A 17,766-nucleotide genomic window follows, 5' to 3' on the forward strand; every position below is an offset into this window, starting at 1 on the left:
CGAGGTGGACAAACGGGCCGTGAACGTTCACGATTAGGGTGTGCCCCCGGGCACGTCACGCCCGCGACCGCGGTGCTCTCAAGGATGAGGAGTGATGACCTGCGATGATCCCCCGCTTGTCACGACGATCGGCATTGATCGGAGGAGGCGCGGCGCTCACGGCCGGGCTCGCCGCCTGCGCCCCGCCGAACCCCGGTGAGGTCAACGCCGAGCCCACCATCCCGGCGGTCGACGGCAAGGTCCGTCTCAGCTACTGGGCCTGGCTGAAGGACCTGCAGAAGGTCTGCGACGTCTTCAACGAGTCCCAGGACCGCATCCAGGTCGACGCCACCTGGATCCCCGGCGGGAACTCCGGCGGCTATGCGAAGATCCTCTCCGCCGTGGCCGCAGGCGGCGGCCCCGACATCGCCCAGGTCGAGCTGCGTCAGATCCCCGAGTTCGCGCTCGCCGGCGCGCTGGTGAACCTCAGCCGCTACGGCTTCGACGAGGAGGAGCCCGCCTTCGACCCCGGTGCGATCAGCCAGGCCAAGGTCGGCGAGAACATCTGGGGCGTGCCGCAGGACACCGGCCCCATGGCGAGCTTCTACAACCGCGAGGTGCTCGAGGACGAGCTGGGCCTGTCCTTCCCCGCCACCTGGGACGAGTTCCGCGAGACCGCGGGCATCGTCTCCGAGGCCGGCAAGCAGCTCATCAGCCTCGACCCCTCCGACGGCTCCCATCCCATCGGCTGGGTCATGCAGTCCGGCGCCGTCTGGTTCCGGCCCGAGGGCGACGGCTGGATCGTGGACATGACCGATGACGCCTCGATGCGGGTGGCCGACTTCTGGGACGGCATCTTCGCCGACGGCCTGGTCGGCACCGGCTACGGCTCCTACACCACCCCGTGGTACGCCGCGGCGGCCGACGGGAACGTGCTCGCCTCGATCAGCGGGTCGTGGTCCGACGCATTGAACGAGACCGTGCCGGGCGGCTCCGGGAAGTGGGCCGTCGCGCCGATGCCCACCTGGCCCGACGGCTACGCCTCCGGCGGCCACGGCGGCTCCGCGGCCGCGATCCTCGCGAACTCCGCGCATCCCGCCGAGGCGCTCGAGTTCCTCACCTGGATGTGCACCGACCCCGCCGGCATCGACGCGATGATCGAGCACTCCGGCATCGGCTGGTCGCCCGCCGCCGACTACATCGGTGAGATCCGCCAGCAGCCCAGCGAGTTCTTCTCCGGCCAGAACTACAACGAGGAGGTCATCGTGCCGATGGCCGAGGGGCAGAACCTCGACTGGACCTGGGCCCCGCTGATGCAGCGCGCCCAGGCGATCATCGGCGACGGCATGACCGCCGCCGTGACCGGCGACGTCCCGCTCGCGGACATGTTCGCCAGCGCGCAGGAGGAGATCGTCGAGATCATGCGCACCATCGGTCTGAACGCGGAGGAGGCACGATGAAGGGCAAGAGCGCCCCCTGGCTGCTGCTGGCACCCTTCCTGGTGCTGTTCATCGGGACGATGATCGTCCCGATCATCATGGCGATCGGCTACAGCTTCACGCGCGTCGAGCGTCTAGGCCTCCTCGGCGAGGCCGGCGTGAACAGCGCCTTCGCGGGCCTGGACAACTACGTCGCCGCGCTGACCAACGTCAACTTCCTGCAGTCGATCGGGCGCATGATCCTGTTCGGCGTGGTGCAGGTGACCGTGATGATCGTGGCCGCCACGATCCTGGCCCTGCTGCTCGAGAGCGCCTCGGCGAAGTGGCCCGGCTTCTTCCGCGCCACCTACTTCCTGCCCTACGGCATCCCCGGCGTCATCGCCACGATCCTGTGGTCGTTCCTGTACATCCCGGGGCTCTCCCCGATCGTGGACGTGCTCGAGGTCGTCGGCATCGACATCGACTTCCTCGGCCCGAACATGGTGCTGTGGTCCATCGCGAACATCGTCACCTGGACCTACACCGGCTACAACATGCTGATCATCATCGCGCAGCTGAAGTCGATCCCCGGCGAGCTCTACGAGGCCGCGAAGATCGACGGCGCGAGCTCCTTCCGGGTGGCGACCTCGATCCAGCTGCCGCTGATCCGCCCGGCCCTCATGCTCACGATCATCTTCTCGATCATCGGCACCCTGCAGCTGTTCGCCGAGCCGCGCCTGCTGCAGACCATGAGCGCGGGGATCACCTCGGAGTACACGCCGAACATGTCCGCCTATGCCTTCGCGTTCCAGTACAACGACATCGGCATGGCCGCGGCGCAGTCCGTGATCATCGCGGTCGCGGCCTTCCTGCTCTCGGCCGTCGCGCTGGGCATCTCGAACTGGATGGAGAAGCGTCGATGAGCACCACCGACAACGCCCCCACGCACCGCGCCAAGCCGCTCGGGAATGCCGCCAAGGCCGCCCGGGGCGACGGCCGCGCCGGCACCCGCGACGCGGGCCGGAAGCCCACCACCACGATCATCGTCACCGCGATCCTCGCGATCGTCGCGGTGTACTTCCTGGTGCCGGTGTACTGGGTGGTCGTCAACGCCACCAAGTCCACCGAGGACCTCTTCGGCACCAGCGGCTTCTGGTTCGGCGAGACCTTCCAGCTGTGGGAGAACATCAAGGCCGTCTTCAGCGCCAACGGTGGGATCTTCCCCCGCTGGGCCTTGAACTCGCTGCTGTACTCCGGAGTCGGCTCGGTGCTGGCGACCTACTTCGCGGTCGCCGCCGGGTACGCCCTGGCCAAGTACCGCTTCCGGGGCCGGGGCCTGGTCTACGGGCTGGTGCTCGGCGGCGTGCTCGTGCCCGGCACCGCCGTGGCCCTGCCGCTGTTCTTCCTGTTCTCCTCGATCGGGATCACCAACACCTACTGGGCGGTGCTGATCCCGTCGCTGGTGAGCCCCTTCGGTCTGTTCCTCGCCTCGATCTATGCCGGCGCCGCGGTGCCGGACGACATGCTCGAGGCGGGACGGCTCGACGGCGTGGGGGAGATCGGCCTCTTCCACCGCCTGTCCCTGCCGCAGCTGGTCCCCGCGATCGTGACGATCCTGCTGTTCCAGTTCGTCGCGATCTGGAACAACTACATGCTCCCGCTGGTGATGCTCGCCGACGAGGAGCTGTACCCGATCACGCTGGGCCTGGACAACTGGCGGGCCCAGACGGACCGTCTGCCGGAGTTCTACCAGCTCACCACCGGCGGCGCGCTGCTGTCGGTGATCCCGCTGGCGATCCTCATCCTGGTGCTGCAGCGCTTCTGGCGCGGCGGCCTCACCGAGGGCTCCGTCAAGGGCTGAGCTGGGCCGGCTCGGCGGGTGCCGCCGCGCCCGTCGGCCTCGCCCGTTCGGCAGGCCGGGCTCGTTTGGTCGGGCACGGGCGTCACAGCGACCGCTGCGCCATATATGGCATACAGGTCGCGCTGGCGCCAGTATCCGACCATCGCTCTGTGCGGGGAGCCTTGGTGATCAGGTGTGCCGCGCTGGTGCGGTGGGCCTGTCGGCCTCGCCCGCTCGGCGGGCTGGGTTCGTTTGGCCGGGTACGGGCGTCACAGCGACCATTACGCCGTAAACGGCATACATGTCGCGCTGGCGCCAGTACCCGACCAAGGCCTTGCCGGCTCTCAGTAGGTTTCGACGACACGGACGTCGTCGACGTTGATCCACTGATCCGCTGCGGCCTCCGAGTAGAAGCCGAGCTCCAGCTGCCCAGTCGTCACGCTCACCTCGAGCGCGACGCGGATCCACGAGCTCGAGGACACGGGAAGGTCGGCTCGGGCCTCGGGCGCGCCATGTCCCTTGACGTACATGTACGCAGCCTCCTGCCCTCCGCTGTTCAGCACCCACGCCGACACCTGGTGAGTGCCGTGAGATAGCCCCTCGACGATCTGGAACGTCGACACCGTGTGGGCCGTAGCCTTCCAGTGTGTGAGTTTGTATGAGCCGACGACAGCGGGATCTTGGGTGAAGATGGCGTCCAGGTCGTTCGGGTCCTCGGCCCAGACGCCCCAGCCGCTCGGGCTGTTGGTGTATCCGTCAGCCTCGAATCCGCCGTTGACCACGTGATTTTCTCGCGGAAGCTCGCCGAATACCGAGAGCGTGCTGAGCGCCTCGCCGTCCCAGTCGAACAGCGTCTGGTTGTCCCAGGGGTTCGACAGCGTGCCGGGGTCATCGTTGTCGGCCTTCCCGGCCTCCGACCCCCAATGGGCGCCGTCGACGGGGAGCCAGGTGGGCTCCCACCAGACGAGACCTCGGCCGCGGCCGTCGGGGACTGCGAGCACGATATCGCGCAGGTCCCGGAGGAATGCGGTCTGCCCTGCGACGGTGGCCGGGTATCCGCCATCCTCCTCCTCGGCGGTGTAGAACGAGTTCCCGAGACCGTCCCCGTCCTCGAGGGTCCAGGCGTAGGCGGTTTCGACGACGAGGACGTCCTTGTCGTATCGCTCGCTGATGTCATTGAGGTTGTCGGCGAGTTCGCCCATGGTCCCGTGCCAAAACGGGTAGTAGGAGAGCCCGATGACATCGAAATCCACGTTCTCGGCCACGATGCCGTCGAACCACCATCGGTATAGCGCGTTGTCCCCTCCATGGTCGAGGTGGAGGATGATCTCGACACTCTCGCCGGGCCCGAGCGCACCGCGGACCCCGTCGATCCCGGATCGGAGCAGCTCGGCGAGCTGGGAGAAGTCCGGATTGCCGGCGCCGACCTTCCCGTCGTCCCACAGGATGCCGGCGGTCGTCTCGTTCCCCATCTGCACCATGTCGGGGAGCACGCCGGCCGATCGCATCTGCCCGATCACGTCTTCGGTGTAGTCGTGGACGGTATCGACGAGATCGGTGTAGGACAGGGATCGCCAGGCCTTCGGCTTGGTCTGCGTTCCCGGGTCCGCCCACCAGTCGCTCAGGTGGATGTCGAGCAGAATCCGCATTCCGTGAGCTTTCGCCCGTCGAGCCATCGCGATCGTCGCGAACAGGTCGTTGGTCCCGCCGCCGTACGGCTCACCCGCCGCTGTGTACGGGTCGACCCAGAGTCGAAGGCGTGCAAGGTTCATTCCCGAGGCTGCCATGAGCGCGACGGGATCCGTGACGATCCCGCCGTCGGAGAAGACCCCGCCGCGTTCTTCGACCTCGGCGAGCATGCCGAGATCGCCTCCCATGATGAGCTCGCCGCCGGCCGCACGGGCCTGCTCGGCCGGACCGATGGCACCGAGTCCGAAGCCTGCAGCGACGAGCCCTGCAGTTCCGAGGACGACTGTGCGCCGTGTGGGTTTCCGTATCGCATCGTTCGAGAACGTCATCGTTCATCTCCTTCCTGCCGCAGCTCTCGCTGCGGGCCGCCGCGGCCCCGTGCCGCGGGCGTCTCATGGCGGAACGCCGCCCACGAGTCGAGTGCTCGGCCGTCCTCGTCGAACAGCGCCTGGTTCGACCAGTTGTTCCCGGGCTCTGCCACGTCGTCGCCGTACTCCATGCCCGCTCGGCTCGCCCAGCTGGTGCCCTCGATCGGGATCCACGCCGGTTCCCAATACACGAAACCGAGTCCGCGATGGTCAGGCACTCCTGCGAGCGTTGTGCTCAGGTCCTCGAGGAAGTGCCGTTGTCCATCGACAGTTGCGGGGTACCCGAGGTTCACGGCGGACTCCGCGTCGAAGATCGCAAAGGCGCCGTCGGCAGTGTCGGGTCGATGCGCATAGGCGGTCTCGACGACGCACAGGTCTTTCCCGAAGCGTTCGACCAGGGAGGCGAGGTTCCGCCCGAGATCGTCGAGGGTTCCGTGCCAGATCGGGTAGTAGGACAGGCCGATCACGTCGAAGTCGACTCCGCGTGCGGTGATCTCATCGAACCAGCCGCGGTAGAGGTCTGCCGCCCCGCCGAAGTCGAGGTGGAGGATGATGCGGGTATCCGGTGACTCGGCACGGACCGCCCGTGCTCCTGCTGCGAGAAGGCAGGAGAGGGTGTCGAACTGTCGTCTGCGCTCGTCCGGGTCCACGTCCTCGAATCGCCTCTCCTCGAAGAGGTAGCGGGGCGTGCGGCCGACGGGCCAGAGCATCCCGTTGGTGATCTCGTTGCCGACCTGGACGTAGGCGACCTCGATCCCCTCGTCGGCGAAGCGGCGCATGACCATGAGCGTGTAGTCCTCGACGGCGCCGGCGAGATCGCTCTCGTCCAGCTCTGACCAGGCGCGGGGGAGACGCTGCTTCTTCGGGTCGGTCCAGAAGTCGCTGTAGTGGAGGTCGAGCATGACATCGAGCCCCGCCTCCCGGGAACGGCGGGCAAGCCGGATGGTCCGCTCGAGATCGTTCGTGCCACCGAGATACGGGGCACCGTCCTCGTCGTAGGGGTCGACCCACAGGCGTAGACGCGAGAGTGTCGCTCCTTCGGCTGCCATGATCGTGAATGGATCATCGGAAGTCCGGTCTCGGTGGGAGAACACGGCGCCGAGCTCCTCGAGCTCTTCGGTCATCGACGCGTCTGCGCCGCGGATCTGAAGGATCATCCCTTCTCCCCTCCGGCCGTGAGGCCGCTGATCAGGTGCTTCTGAAGCACGACGTACAAGATGGTGATGGGCACCGCGACCAGGACGGCCCCGGCGGCGAAGGTGGTGAACTCGTTGCGGGTCTCGTCGGCGATCATCTCGAACAGGCCGATGGCGATGGTCTTGTGCTGAGGGCTGCTGATCAGCAGTTTCGGGAGAATGAAGTCCATCCATGGCACGGCGAACTGGGTGATCGCGACGAAGGTCAGCATCGGTTTCATGAGAGGGAGGATGATGTGGGTGAAGATCCGTGTCCGCGAGGCACCGTCGATGAGTGCCGCTTCGTCGAAGCTCGTGGAGATGCCGTCGACGTACCCTTTGAGCAGCCACGTGTTATAGGGAAGCTGTGCGGCAAGGCTCGCGACGATCAGCCCCGTGAGGCTGTCGAGCAGGCCGAAGTTCAGGAACAGCATGTAGACGGCGATGGCGCTGAGGAATGCAGGGAAGATCTGCAGTATCAGCATCGACGTCAGTGCGAACGTTCGACCGCGAAAGCGCAGCCGGGAGAAGATGTAGGCGCTGAGCGCCGATATGACGACGCTGAGGACCATGTTGCTCGTCGCGACGATGAGCGAATTCAGATACCACCGTGGAAAATCGGTTGCGGTGAGGAGTCGGACGTAGTTCCCCAGTGAGGGGTCCGAGGGGATTGCGGAGGCTTGGGCGAGCCCACCGGTCGCTCCGAAGGACGCCCCGACGACCCACACCAGCGGGTAGATGACGACGACCGCGAGCACGGCGAGCTCGATGTGGATGAGGATCGTCTTCGCCCTGTCCCAGAGCACGGCGGTACCGGTGCTGCGCGCAGAGCCGCCGGCGCGTGCGGTGCGACCGGCACCGGATGGGCGGGTGGTGCCGATGATGTCAGAGCTCATCGAATGCCCTCGATCTCTTGAGGTTCCACAGGGAGAAGGTGCCTACCAGGACGAAGATGACGATCGACATGACCGCACCGATGTTGTACAGGCGGTTGTCGACGGTCAGTGTGAACAACCAGGTGATGAGGAGGTCCGTGCTTCCCGCGAATTGGTAGTTCGAATTTGCGGGTCCACCCTCGGTGAGGAAGTAGATGACTCCGAAGTTGTTGAAGTTCGCGACGAACGCGAGCACGGCCAGCGGGGCGGTCGCCCGATAGATGATCGGGAAGGTGATCCGGCGCAGGATCTGCGACGACGATGCGCCGTCGAGCACTGCTGCCTCGTAGTAGTTCTTGTCGATGTTGGTCAGTGCGCCGCCGATGAGCGCCATGAAGTACGGGAAGCCGAGCCAGAGGTTCACGAGCAGCGCCATGACCCGAGCGAGCAAGGCGTTGCTGGGGTCCGTGAACCAATAGATGCGCTGGTCGATCAGGCCCCAGTCGAGCAGGATCTGGTTGATCGGTCCGAACTGTCCGTTGAACATCGATCGGAAGACGAGTGCGGAGATCATCGCCGGCACGGCCCACGGCAGGATGTAGATACTCCTCCAGAACCGTGGGTACCGGACACGCGAGCTGTTGAGGATGACCGCTTGGATGAATCCGAAGAGATATGTCGTCACAGTTGCGATGAACGCCCAGACGACGGTCCATGTGAGCACACCGAGAAAGGTGCCTGACCAGGCTTTGATGGAGAAGATGGCCGTGAAGTTCGACAGGCCGACCCAGTCGACGAGCGACAACGGAGGCAGGTTGTCGCGGTTGTAATTCGTAAAGGCGATGAGGATGCCGAAGATGATCGGCAGAGCGCTCACGAACAGCAGCAGCGCCAGAAGCGGCGACAGCACGATGTATGCGTACGACGACTGCCACAGAGCCGTGAAGTACTCGCGCGAGGTGGGTGCGGTCCCCGTTCGAATGAGGATGCGCCGCGTACGCACCGCGTCGATGACGTTCCAGGCATAGAGCGCGGCGATCACGAGCAGGGTGAGCAGAGCGATCAAGCCGTTGACCATCAGGACGATCGAGTGGTCGCCGCCGGTCAGGCCTGTCAGGCCCGTCGACCGCGGCTCGGTGCCCAGTGTGATCAGGCCCCACAGCCCCCGGAGGAAGAACCCGCCGTTCCTCCTGAAGCTGTAGCTGGTCAGATTGCCGTAGTAGCCGGTCACCAGCTCTGTCGCGACCGTCGCCACCATGAGAGTGAGGAAGATGAGCCCCTTGGCGTACTGGCGGTTCATGGCCTGTCCGCTTCCCCACAGGAGTGCGGAGGCCAGCCCTGCCGCCCACGCGGACGACTGCTGCGGTGCAGGTCGCTCCGGAGCCGACGGCGGCGCTTCCCTCTTCGCGAGCGTGTGTGTCATGGGGCCTACTCCCCGAGACTCGAGAGGTTCTGGTAGTCGGTTTGCGCTTGGCTCTGTGCGTCTCCGACCTCGAGGATGCCGTCCCAGACCTGGGTGACGAGCGCATTGCCCACCGTGTACATGTACGCGGGGATCTCTTCGACGAGATCGGAGTTCTGGGACTGTGCGAGAACCCCCTGGGCGTGCTCGTCGTCGGCGAGTCCCTCGATGCTCGAGGAGAGCTCCGGGGTCAGTGCGGGAACCGCCCCGATGGAGGAGTAGAGCGCCTCGGCGCCGGCGTCGGAGGCCATGAAATCGGCGAGGACGCGGGCTGCGGCCGGGTAGGGGGTGTAGCCGGAGACCACGGCGACCGACAGGCCGGCCAGGGAGAGCGCAGCGCCGCCGTCCGCGGCGGTGGGCAGCGTGGTGACCCCGTACTCGAAGCCGAGGCTCTCGGCGGCAGGGTCGAAGTCACCGAAGGCCCAGGGGCCGGTGATGACGTATGGCGTCTCACCCTTGGCGAACTCGTTCTCGACGGAGTCGTAGGTCGCGTCAGCCGAGTTCACGTCCCAGATGTCCCGCAGGCTCGCGAAGTACTCGAGGCCGGCGGTCAGCTCGGAGGAATCGAGTTGAGGGTCCTCCAGGTCCCCGTCGGGATAGAGCCGCCAGCCGAGAGAGGACAGCACCGGATAGGCGTAGTACATCTCTCCAGCGAGGAATCGGATCGTCCAGGTGTTTGCGGCGCTGTCGTTGTAGCTCGCCGCGAGGTCGGTGATCTCTTCCCAGGTGGTGGCCGGCTCCTCGGAGCCGGTGAGGCTCTTCAGGAGGGTCCGGTTGTAGAACAGCGCGATCGATTCGGTCGCGATCGGCACGCCGTGCATGGCGCCTTCACGGCTGACGGCGGCGGCGAACACCGGGCCGGATCGCTCGGTGAGCGCGTCCTCGTACTGACCGATGGGTGCGGCCGTCCCGGCGTCGATGGCGCTGGAGAGCTGGTCGTACTGGAGCGTGAAGACATCGGCACCGCTGCCGGCTTCTCCATCGAGCGCCATGCGCTCGCCCGCATCGACCTTGGCGACGATCTCGACATCGATCTTCACGTCGGGGTGGACATCCTGGAACGCCGAGACGATGGCGTCGCCGTACTCCTCGTACTCGACCCAGAGGGTCAGGGGCGCCTTGCCGGTGGCGACCTCCTCTTCCATCACGTAGCCCCCGCTGGCCTCGTCCCACTCGAGGTCGCCGTCCGCCCCGCCCTCGGCGGGGGCTTCAGTGCAGGAGCTCAGGGCCGTGACCGCGGTGGCCCCGATCGCTGCGCTGCCGAGGATCATGCTCCGCCGGCTGGGGTGTCCGGTATGCCCTGATGAGTACGCCATCGTCGCTCTCCTTCTGTTGCGGCCCCTGCATCCTTGCGCGGCCTGTCGGGAAGCGGCCCCTCCCGTCTCGGGCCACCGGATCAGCCAACGCATCGATGCAGTGACTGTGATCGATTACAGTAAAAGGTGCCCTAGGTGGTCCTGTCAAGGTTCATGTCGGGCCAGCAGTGCGGAAGTTTTTCCGCTTCGTGTCTGTGAACGATTCCGGCAAGTGGGTCGCCCGGCTTGTCCCGGCAGTCCTCCTGCGCTTGAGTGGGCGCATGAGAGATGTTCACGCCCGGCTCCGCCATCGGCGGCGCGACCTGTTGGCTGCTGGGGCAGCATTCCCGTTGGCCGCGCTCGGCCTCGCGGCCTGCGGCGGGGGTGACGGCCCAGATCCGGACCTGCGGGCCGACCTGCCCCGCGCCGAGGTGGGCCCGGCCCGGGACGCCGGCGACCTGGTCATCCCGTTCACCGCGACGCTGCTGGCCGCGATCGACCGGGCACCCGTCAACGCCGTCTGCTCACCGCTGTCGGCGCAGGTTGCGCTGGCCATCATCGGGATGGGCGCGGCCGGGAGCACTCGCGCGCAGATGGAGGAGGTGCTCGGCGGCCCCACGGACGAGCTCGCCGCCTCCGCCAATACGCTCGCCCAGGTGCTCACCGCCGTCGGCGACCGGGAACGCGAGCTCGCGGAGGAGGAGGCGCCCGAACCGGCGACCGCCTCCCTGGTCAACGGCACATGGGTGCAGGAGGGGATGGAGGTGCGCGAGCCGTTCCTGGAGGACCTCGCCACCTGGTTCGGCAGCGGCCTGTTCGAGGCGGATTTCGTCGATGAGGCTGCGCGGGAGCAGGCCCGTGGCGAGATCAACGGCTGGGTCGCCGATTCCACGAACGACCTCATCGAGGAGATCGTCCCCGAGGGGGCGCTGTCGAAGAGCACCCGGCTCGTCCTGGTCAATGCCCTGCATCTGAAGGCCGCCTGGCCGAAGGAGCTCACGCGCAGCGGTGGCACCTTCACCGCCGCCGACGGCGAGGAGCTCAGCGCCGAGATGCTCGAGGGCGGCACCACAACCTGGTATGAGGACGAGGTATGTCGCGCCACCTCCTTGGATACCTATGGCGAGGAGCTCGCCCTCGCCCTCGTTCAGCCCGCCGGCGACCTCGACGAGGTGCTCGACGCCTGGGCGACGTCGGCCGAGGCTCCCGATGCCGGCCTCGCGGCGCTGCTCGCCGGGCTCGGGGAGTCCGAGTCCCGCACGCGGCTGAGTGTGCTGGCGCTGGACGTCGGCTGGGGTGCCCCGCTCACTCCCACGCTGCAGCAGCTCGGCATGACCGAGGCCTTCAGCGGCGGTGCCGATGGCGGCATGAGGTGGCATATGCACCACCTCGTGCCGCCATGAGCCCGTCCGCGACACGGGCCGGGGCCGCCCGATGTCCACTTCCGCTGGCGGAGTCGGCTCACGTGCACTTGGATGGAGGGATGGATTCCTCCCGTGGCCCTGCTTCCGCCCGACCCGTCGCCTCCGCCCGGGCCGCCGCTCCCGCCCGGCCCCCGGCCGCTGCCGGTCTCGCCGTGGCCCCGCGCCGCCGCTCGGTGCTCGCCGCGGCGGCGGCGCTGCCCCTGGCCGGGGCCGGGCTGTCGGGCTGCGGCGCGCTTGAGGGGATCGTCGGCGACGACATGGAGCCCGACCTCGTGGCCGAGCTGCCGCGCCGGAGGCCCGGCGAGGTGGGCGGGCTCGGCCGGCGCGTCGTCCCCTTCACCGCCCACCTGCTCGCCGGCATCGGCCGCGGCGACGTCAACGCCGTCTGCTCCCCGCTCTCGGCGCAGACCGTGCTGACCATGGCCGCGCTGGGCGCCGCGGGAGACACCCTCGCCCAGATGGAGGAGGTGCTCGGCGGCACCGTCGACGAGCTCGCCACCACCGCCAACACGCTCTCCGCGGTGCTCGCCGCCGTGGGGGACGCGGCCCGGGAGGAGGACGACCCCGAGGGGCCGGAGCCCGCCGTCGCCTCCCTCGTCAGCAGCACCTGGCTGCAGGAGGGCATGGCCGTCGAGCAGGGCTTCCTCGACGGCCTCGCGGAATGGTTCGGCAGCGGCGTGTTCGAGGTCGACTTCACCGACGAGGCCGCGCGGGAGAAGGGCCGGGAGCGGATCAACGACTGGGTGGCCGAGCAGACGAACGACCTCATCGAGGACCTCGTGCCCGAGCAGGCGCTCTCCGATCGCACCCGCGCCGTGCTCGTGAACGCCCTGCATCTGAAGGCCGCCTGGCCCAGCCCGCTCGAGCGCCGCGGCGGCACCTTCACCACGGACGAGGGCGAAGAGCTCTCCGTCGAGCTGCTCCACGGCAGCAGCTCCGCCTGGTTCGAGGACTCGGTGTGCCGCGCCACCGCGCTCGAGGCCGCCGGCGGCGAGCTCGCCCTCGCGCTGATCCAGCCGGCCGGGAGCATCGGCGAGACGATGGACGCCTGGGCTGAGGTCGCGGGCACGCCCGCGGCGGGCCTCGGCGGGCTGCTCGACGGGCTCGAGGACTCCTCGGAACAGGTCGACCTCGCCGTGCCGCCCTTCGACATCGCCTGGGACTCCTCGCTGGTGGAGGTGCTCGAGGGCCTCGGCATGACCGAGGTGTTCTCCGAGACGGCGGACCTCTCCGGCATCACCGCCGAGGAGGACCTGACGATCACCGAGATCCTGCAGAAGGCCGTGATCACGGTCGACGAGGAGGGCATGGAGGCCGCGGCCGCCACCGCGGCGATGGTCGACACGACCGCGGCCCCGGCCGAGCCGAAGCAGCTCGTCCTGGACCGGCCGTTCCTCTTCGTGGCCTACGAGCGCACGACCCGTGCGCCGCTGGTCGCCGGCTGGATCGGGGATCCGACGCAGGCGCGGTGAGGACGGGCTGTACGGAGAGTCGAGCCGAGGCCCCTCACCGAGGAGCGCCCACCTCATCATGCTCCGGGAGCACCCGGATGAACTCCTCCCACGCACGGAGCGAGGTGACCGGGCGCAGAGAGGCCGAGCCGTTCTCCTCCTCGATGAGGAGATGATGCTCCGCACGCCGGATCTGCACCACGAGGTCCTCGCCGGGCTCCTCGTCGAGCGACGTCCAAGAGCTGCGGGCCTCGACGATCTGCCACGAGTCGTCGGCGGCGGGCCCGAGGACGTCGCCGATCAGGGGGTCGAGGCCCGACCAGGCCGCGACGCGCGTGGCGGCGTCGGGGTCCGTGAGCCGGACCAGCTGCTCCTGCGGGACCCGGATCGGTCCCTGCTCCGGGGTGGGTGCGGTGCCCGGCAGGAAACGGACGAGCCGGGTCATCCCGCCGGGGAGGGTTCCGATCGGATAAGCGGTCAGCTCAGCGAGGCCGTCCTTCAGCGGGCTGCGACGCACACCGACGCCGTTCGCGCCGACGAGGAGGTCGTGGTGCTGCTGTGCACCGGGACCCGAGACGGTGATCCCGACGCGGAACAGCGGTGCCGTCAGTGCCCCGCGAATCCCGTCCATCGTCGGGTCCGCTGCGATGCCGGAGGCGTGGGCGGCGAGCACTGCGGAGAGCTCGTCGTCGGTCGAGAGGGCGCTGATCAGGTGGTCGAGCGAGGCGCTGGGACCTCGGAAGGATGCGGTGGCGGGGTCGAAGGCGATCACGCGAGATCCTCCACGTCGAGTCGGATGCTGAGGGTGTCGAGGATCTGCTCCATGAGCGCGGAGCTCTCGCGATCCCGGAATGGGAACGAGGTGAGGGCGAGGGTCACCAAGGTGTCTCCCGCGAGGGCGAACACCTGCCGGGTGATCACCGTCAGGCCGGGAGGGGCGGTCTGCAGCAGGGCTCGGGAATGCCCGCGCAGTCCGCCGACGGCCGCCGGCCGATCCTCGAGGAGGTGCAGGTCGGGGACGGACGCGTGCTGCTGCGCGCGGGAGATCGCGGTGATCGCTTCGAGGTCCCGCGGGGTCTCGGACGGGAGCGGCTCCAGGGTGACGACGATGTTGTCGGCGAACGGGCCGGCCTCCTCGGCGGAGAGCTTCGCGACGAGCGTGGGGGCGCAGTCTCGACGCTCGACCTCCCAGGTACCGGGGATGTCGACGTCGACAGCGACGCCGGGAGCCGTCGTCGTCGTGACGGAGATGCGTTCCAGGTCCATGCCGCTCCTGCCTCGCCCTCGTGCTGTGACGTCTCCGGGCCTCATCCCAGGACCCAGTCGACGATACCGTTGGCGGCGCTGCTCCCTCCGAGCCCGCCGAGGATGCCGCCCACAGCACCGCCGATGACGGTTCCGACGCCGGGACAGATCATGGTGCCCAGCGCGGCCCCGCCCGCGGCGCCGCCCCACGCTCCGAGTCCCCCGCCGAGTGCATTGGCGCCGCCGTCGACGGCGGCGCGTCCGATGCGCTCGCCGGTGCTCAGGCTCGGGTCCGCGGAGTCCTGTTCCCAGCGGTCCCACGCAGCGAAGCCGCTGGTGACGACCGCGCCGACGGGGCCGAGTGCTTTGGAGAACTTCGAGGCCGCACCCGCGGCTCCCCTCATCGAGTTCACCAGGTCGTCGCCGCCGACGAGCATGAACGTCGCCAGGGTGCGAGGGGATGTCAGGAACTTCGCGAGCCCCGAGTAGGCGCCGCTGACGCCGTCGACGAGGCCGCTGAGGCCCATGCCGACCCAGTCCTCCCAGTCGTTGGGGTTCGGGAGGAGGTTACGCAGGGAGAAGTCCCCGAACCGGAAGAGATCGTCGAACTTCTCGGCGAAGGCGGAGAGCGCGTCGGCGGCCGAGGTGACGTCCTGCTCCTGCGCCTCGGCGGAGAGAGCGCGCGCGAGCTCCATGAGCTGCTCGAGCGCGTTGTCGATCGGGCCGTTCTGCAACGCGTCCCACCGGTCGCGGAAGCTGTCGGCGTCCGGCCCGATCCAGGCGCTGCCGAGTGAGCGGATCGTGCTGCCCAGCTGCTCGGTCCTCCCGGCCAGATCCTCGCGGCGCTGGGCCATCAGCTGCGCGAAGTCCTCGCCCTGCGCGGTATCCATCCCGTAGAACATCGTCACCCCTGTGAGTCGTCGCCAGCCCATCTTCCCTGCGGCCGGGGCGGTCGTCGATGGGGAGGACTGCCCATGCCCGGTGCCCGGTGCGGGTGCGCTGCCGGTGCGGTGCGGTGGGCGCAGTCCTCTGCGAGGATGTCGGTCATGTCGGAACGACTCCTGGTCTCCCTCTCCCTGGCGCTGATCGGCCTGCTGCTCCTCGGGGTCGCCCTGTGGCTGCGCACAGGGCGACCGGCTGTGCTGCGCGGCTGGATGAACCCGCTGTCGGAGAACTGGATGGCAGAGAGGGTGGTGCTGCTCGGCCTGCCGACGGTCGGGGCGCTGCTGGTCTGCGTCGCTCTGGCCGCCGCGCCCCACCAGTGGACCGTGCTCCGTCTGCTGGCGATCGCGGGGATGGTGGTGCTGGCGGTCCCCGCCCTGTACTTCTTGATCGCGCCGCTGCCGCTGCCGGGCTTCCTGTACCCGGGATGGGCGCGCCGCCTGCGCGACGGACGTGAGGCACGCATGCGCGCGTTCCTGACCGGCCAGATCTGAAGGTGCCGTCCATCTGCGGGCCCGTGGACGGTGCAGATGAGCCTGCTCTCCTTCGCGAGGGACGACGGGGCCCGTCGACGGTCCGGGTCGGCAGGAACAACCGGCGGGCAGGCCGGTTCGCGCCCGCGCGCGTCGGCTGACACACTGGCGCAAACCGTTTCACCGCCGAGAGGATCGACGACGATGTCCGCAGCGCTCACGCCTACTCCCGACGGCTTCCTCCGCCACGGGGAGCCGCACCTGGTGATCTCCGGCGCGATCCACTACTTCCGCGTCCATCCCGAGCAGTGGCGCGACCGCCTGCGCCGCCTGGTCGCGATGGGCTGCAACACCGTGGAGACGTACGTCGCCTGGAACATCCACCAGCCGGCGCCGGGGCAGACCACCTTCGAGGGGTTCTCGGACCTGGGCCGCTTCCTCGACCTCGCCGCCGAGGAGGGGCTCGACGCGATCGTGCGCCCTGGCCCCTACATCTGCGCCGAATGGGAGAACGGCGGCTTCCCGGGCTGGCTGCTCGCCGACCGGAACCTGCGCCTGCGCCACCGCGACCCGGCCTATCTCGCCCACGTCGACGCCTGGTTCGACGAGCTGATCCCCGTGATCGCCGCACGCCAGGCCGCCCGCGGGGGGAACGTGGTGATGGTGCAGGTCGAGAACGAGTACGGCAGCTTCGGCGACGACACGGCCTATCTCGCCCACCTGCGCGACGGCCTCATCGCGCGCGGCATCGAGGAGCTGCTGGTCACCTCCGACGGGCCTGCCCGCATGTGGCTGACCGGCGGCACGGTCGAGGGGGCGCTCGCGACCGTGAACTTCGGCTCCCGCACGCTCGAGGTGCTCGCCATGGCCGAGGAGGAGCTGCCTGCGCAGCCCCAGATGTGCATGGAGTTCTGGAACGGCTGGTTCGACCACTGGGGCGAGGCGCACCACGAGCGCACCGGCCTCGATGCGGCCGCCGAGCTCTCCGACATGCTCTCCCGCCGCATGAGCGTGAACCTCTACATGGCCCATGGCGGTACGAACTTCGGTCTGCTCGCCGGCGCCAACCACGACGGCGCCCTCCAGCCCACCACCACCAGCTACGACTACGACGCCCCGATCGCCGAGAACGGAGCGCTGACCGAGAAGTTCCGCGCCTTCCGCGACGTGATCGCCGCCCATCGCGAGCTGCCGCCGCTCGATGATCAGCTCCGGCACCTCGGCCTCGCCGCCGAGCCCGCGACCCTGCCCTCTGCCGAGCTCGCGATCGAGAAGGTCTCCTCCCTTCGGGGCGCCGAGCGCTTCACCCGCCCCACCGAGATCCATCCCGTCCCGCCCGCCTTCGAGGACGTGGGGCTCGAGCGCGGCATGATGCGCCTCTCGCGAGAGATCGAGATCGCCGCCGCCGAGCGCGACGGCCGCCTCGAGATCTCGCCGCTGCAGCTCTACGACCTGCACGACCGTGCCTACGCCTTCGTCGATGGGATCCCCGTCGGCGCCACCGGCGTGGTCGGGAACGAGCAGCGCCCCACGGATCCGGCGACGATCGAGCTGACCCCGTTCGCCGACCGGCTGCTGCCGGACGGGGGACGGCGCACCGTGCGCGTGGACCTGCTCGTCGAGAGCCTCGGCCGGGTGAACTTCGGGCCCCGGCTCGGGGAGCGCAAGGGGATCCTCGGAGGGGTGTGGCAGACCATCCGCTTCCTCAACGACTGGCAGGTGGATCCCTGGCCGCTCGAGGAGATGGGGGAGGAGCTCGCGGCGCTGCTCGAGGGCGCCCCCGCGGCAGGCGGCGATGAGGACGCGCTGCCCGTTCTCGTCGGCGCCTCCTTCGCCGCCGACGCGCCGGCCGACACCTTCCTGGACGTCTCCGCCGCCGGGCACGGCGTCGCCTACGTCAACGGCTTCTGCGTGGGCCGCTACTGGGACATCGGCCCCCAGCAGACCCTCTACGTGCCCGCGCCGCTGGTGCGCGAGGGTCGCAACGAGGTGCTCCTGCTCGATCTCGAGAAGATCCCCGCGCGGCTCGCGCTCGCCGAGGAGCACCGCTTCGGGCGCGGGGCCGGCTGAGCGCAGGGGGCGGAGGCGCCGGCGGTGAGCGCGTGCCCGGGAGCCCGGGCGCCGCGCACC

15 protein-coding genes are annotated in these 17,766 nt (G+C 68.8%); 7 read left to right on the forward strand and 8 right to left on the reverse strand.

Translation table 11 applies throughout. The features are described 5' to 3' along the window. Positions 1–134: 134 nt before the first annotated feature. From D1648_RS02965 to D1648_RS02975, 3 genes are read left to right on the forward strand one after another with little or no spacing between them, the layout of a single operon-like run. Positions 135–1,439: an ABC transporter substrate-binding protein gene (locus D1648_RS02965; RefSeq protein ID WP_241155330.1), complete on the forward strand. Its 1,305-nt coding sequence runs from the start codon at positions 135–137 to the stop codon at positions 1,437–1,439. Then, the gene (locus D1648_RS02970; RefSeq protein WP_122939316.1) at positions 1,436–2,320 is read left to right on the forward strand and encodes a carbohydrate ABC transporter permease; all 885 of its coding nucleotides are present in this window, start codon (positions 1,436–1,438) and stop codon (positions 2,318–2,320) included. Before D1648_RS02965 ends, D1648_RS02970 begins: the two co-directional genes overlap by 4 nt. Then, positions 2,317–3,258, forward strand: coding sequence for a carbohydrate ABC transporter permease (locus tag D1648_RS02975; RefSeq protein ID WP_122939317.1), 942 nt, complete (start codon positions 2,317–2,319; stop codon positions 3,256–3,258). The genes D1648_RS02970 and D1648_RS02975 overlap by 4 nt, the downstream gene beginning before the upstream one ends. A 323-nt stretch (positions 3,259–3,581) precedes the next feature. Here D1648_RS02975 and D1648_RS02980 read toward each other — a convergent pair whose 3' ends face one another. The 5 genes from D1648_RS02980 to D1648_RS03000 are packed head-to-tail and all read right to left on the reverse strand — an operon-like array spanning position 3,582 to position 10,122. Further along, entirely contained in the window at positions 3,582–5,255 is a 1,674-nt protein-coding gene (locus tag D1648_RS02980) for a glycosyl hydrolase 53 family protein (RefSeq protein ID WP_122939318.1), read from the reverse strand. Continuing rightward, complete coding sequence (locus tag D1648_RS02985; RefSeq protein ID WP_122939319.1) at positions 5,252–6,451, reverse strand: glycosyl hydrolase 53 family protein; 1,200 nt, start codon at positions 6,449–6,451, stop codon at positions 5,252–5,254. Before D1648_RS02985 ends, D1648_RS02980 begins: the two co-directional genes overlap by 4 nt. Next, entirely contained in the window at positions 6,448–7,365 is a 918-nt protein-coding gene (locus tag D1648_RS02990) for a sugar ABC transporter permease (protein WP_122939320.1), read from the reverse strand. Before D1648_RS02990 ends, D1648_RS02985 begins: the two co-directional genes overlap by 4 nt. Beyond that, entirely contained in the window at positions 7,355–8,767 is a 1,413-nt protein-coding gene (locus D1648_RS02995) for a carbohydrate ABC transporter permease (protein WP_122939321.1), read from the reverse strand. The genes D1648_RS02990 and D1648_RS02995 overlap by 11 nt, the downstream gene beginning before the upstream one ends. A gap of 5 nt (positions 8,768–8,772) precedes the next feature. Further along, the gene (locus D1648_RS03000; RefSeq protein WP_122939322.1) at positions 8,773–10,122 is read right to left on the reverse strand and encodes an extracellular solute-binding protein; all 1,350 of its coding nucleotides are present in this window, start codon (positions 10,120–10,122) and stop codon (positions 8,773–8,775) included. A 329-nt stretch (positions 10,123–10,451) separates the two neighbouring features. Between D1648_RS03000 and D1648_RS03005 the strand changes: the two genes are divergently transcribed. Next, a complete protein-coding gene (locus D1648_RS03005) occupies positions 10,452–11,504 on the forward strand; it encodes a serpin family protein (protein ID WP_241155331.1) in 1,053 nt (350 codons plus the stop codon). Positions 11,505–11,584: 80 nt separating this feature from the next. After that, positions 11,585–12,997 carry a serpin family protein gene (locus tag D1648_RS03010; RefSeq protein ID WP_241155332.1) on the forward strand — a complete coding sequence of 471 codons (1,413 nt, stop codon included), beginning with the start codon at positions 11,585–11,587 and terminating at the stop codon, positions 12,995–12,997. Between the two features lie 34 nt (positions 12,998–13,031). Here D1648_RS03010 and D1648_RS03015 read toward each other — a convergent pair whose 3' ends face one another. The 3 genes from D1648_RS03015 to D1648_RS03025 are packed head-to-tail and all read right to left on the reverse strand — an operon-like array spanning position 13,032 to position 15,111. Further along, a complete protein-coding gene (locus tag D1648_RS03015) occupies positions 13,032–13,748 on the reverse strand; it encodes a hypothetical protein (RefSeq protein ID WP_122939323.1) in 717 nt (238 codons plus the stop codon). Further along, positions 13,745–14,242, reverse strand: a complete 498-nt coding sequence (locus D1648_RS03020; RefSeq protein ID WP_122939324.1) for a hypothetical protein — start codon at positions 14,240–14,242, stop codon at positions 13,745–13,747. The genes D1648_RS03015 and D1648_RS03020 overlap by 4 nt, the downstream gene beginning before the upstream one ends. A 41-nt stretch (positions 14,243–14,283) precedes the next feature. Next, positions 14,284–15,111, reverse strand: a complete 828-nt coding sequence (locus D1648_RS03025; protein WP_126281970.1) for a WXG100 family type VII secretion target — start codon at positions 15,109–15,111, stop codon at positions 14,284–14,286. Positions 15,112–15,267: 156 nt separating this feature from the next. On the opposite strand from D1648_RS03025, the gene D1648_RS03030 reads away from it, so the two are divergent. Next, positions 15,268–15,657, forward strand: coding sequence for a hypothetical protein (locus D1648_RS03030; protein WP_122939326.1), 390 nt, complete (start codon positions 15,268–15,270; stop codon positions 15,655–15,657). A 183-nt stretch (positions 15,658–15,840) separates the two neighbouring features. Further along, positions 15,841–17,706 (forward strand): beta-galactosidase family protein, encoded by a 1,866-nt coding sequence (locus D1648_RS03035; protein WP_122939327.1) that lies wholly within the window; start codon positions 15,841–15,843, stop codon positions 17,704–17,706. Positions 17,707–17,766: the final 60 nt, after the last annotated feature.

The sequence above is a fragment of the Brachybacterium sp. EE-P12 genome, assembly GCF_003711805.1.
Classification (GTDB): Bacteria; Actinomycetota; Actinomycetes; order Actinomycetales; family Dermabacteraceae; genus Brachybacterium.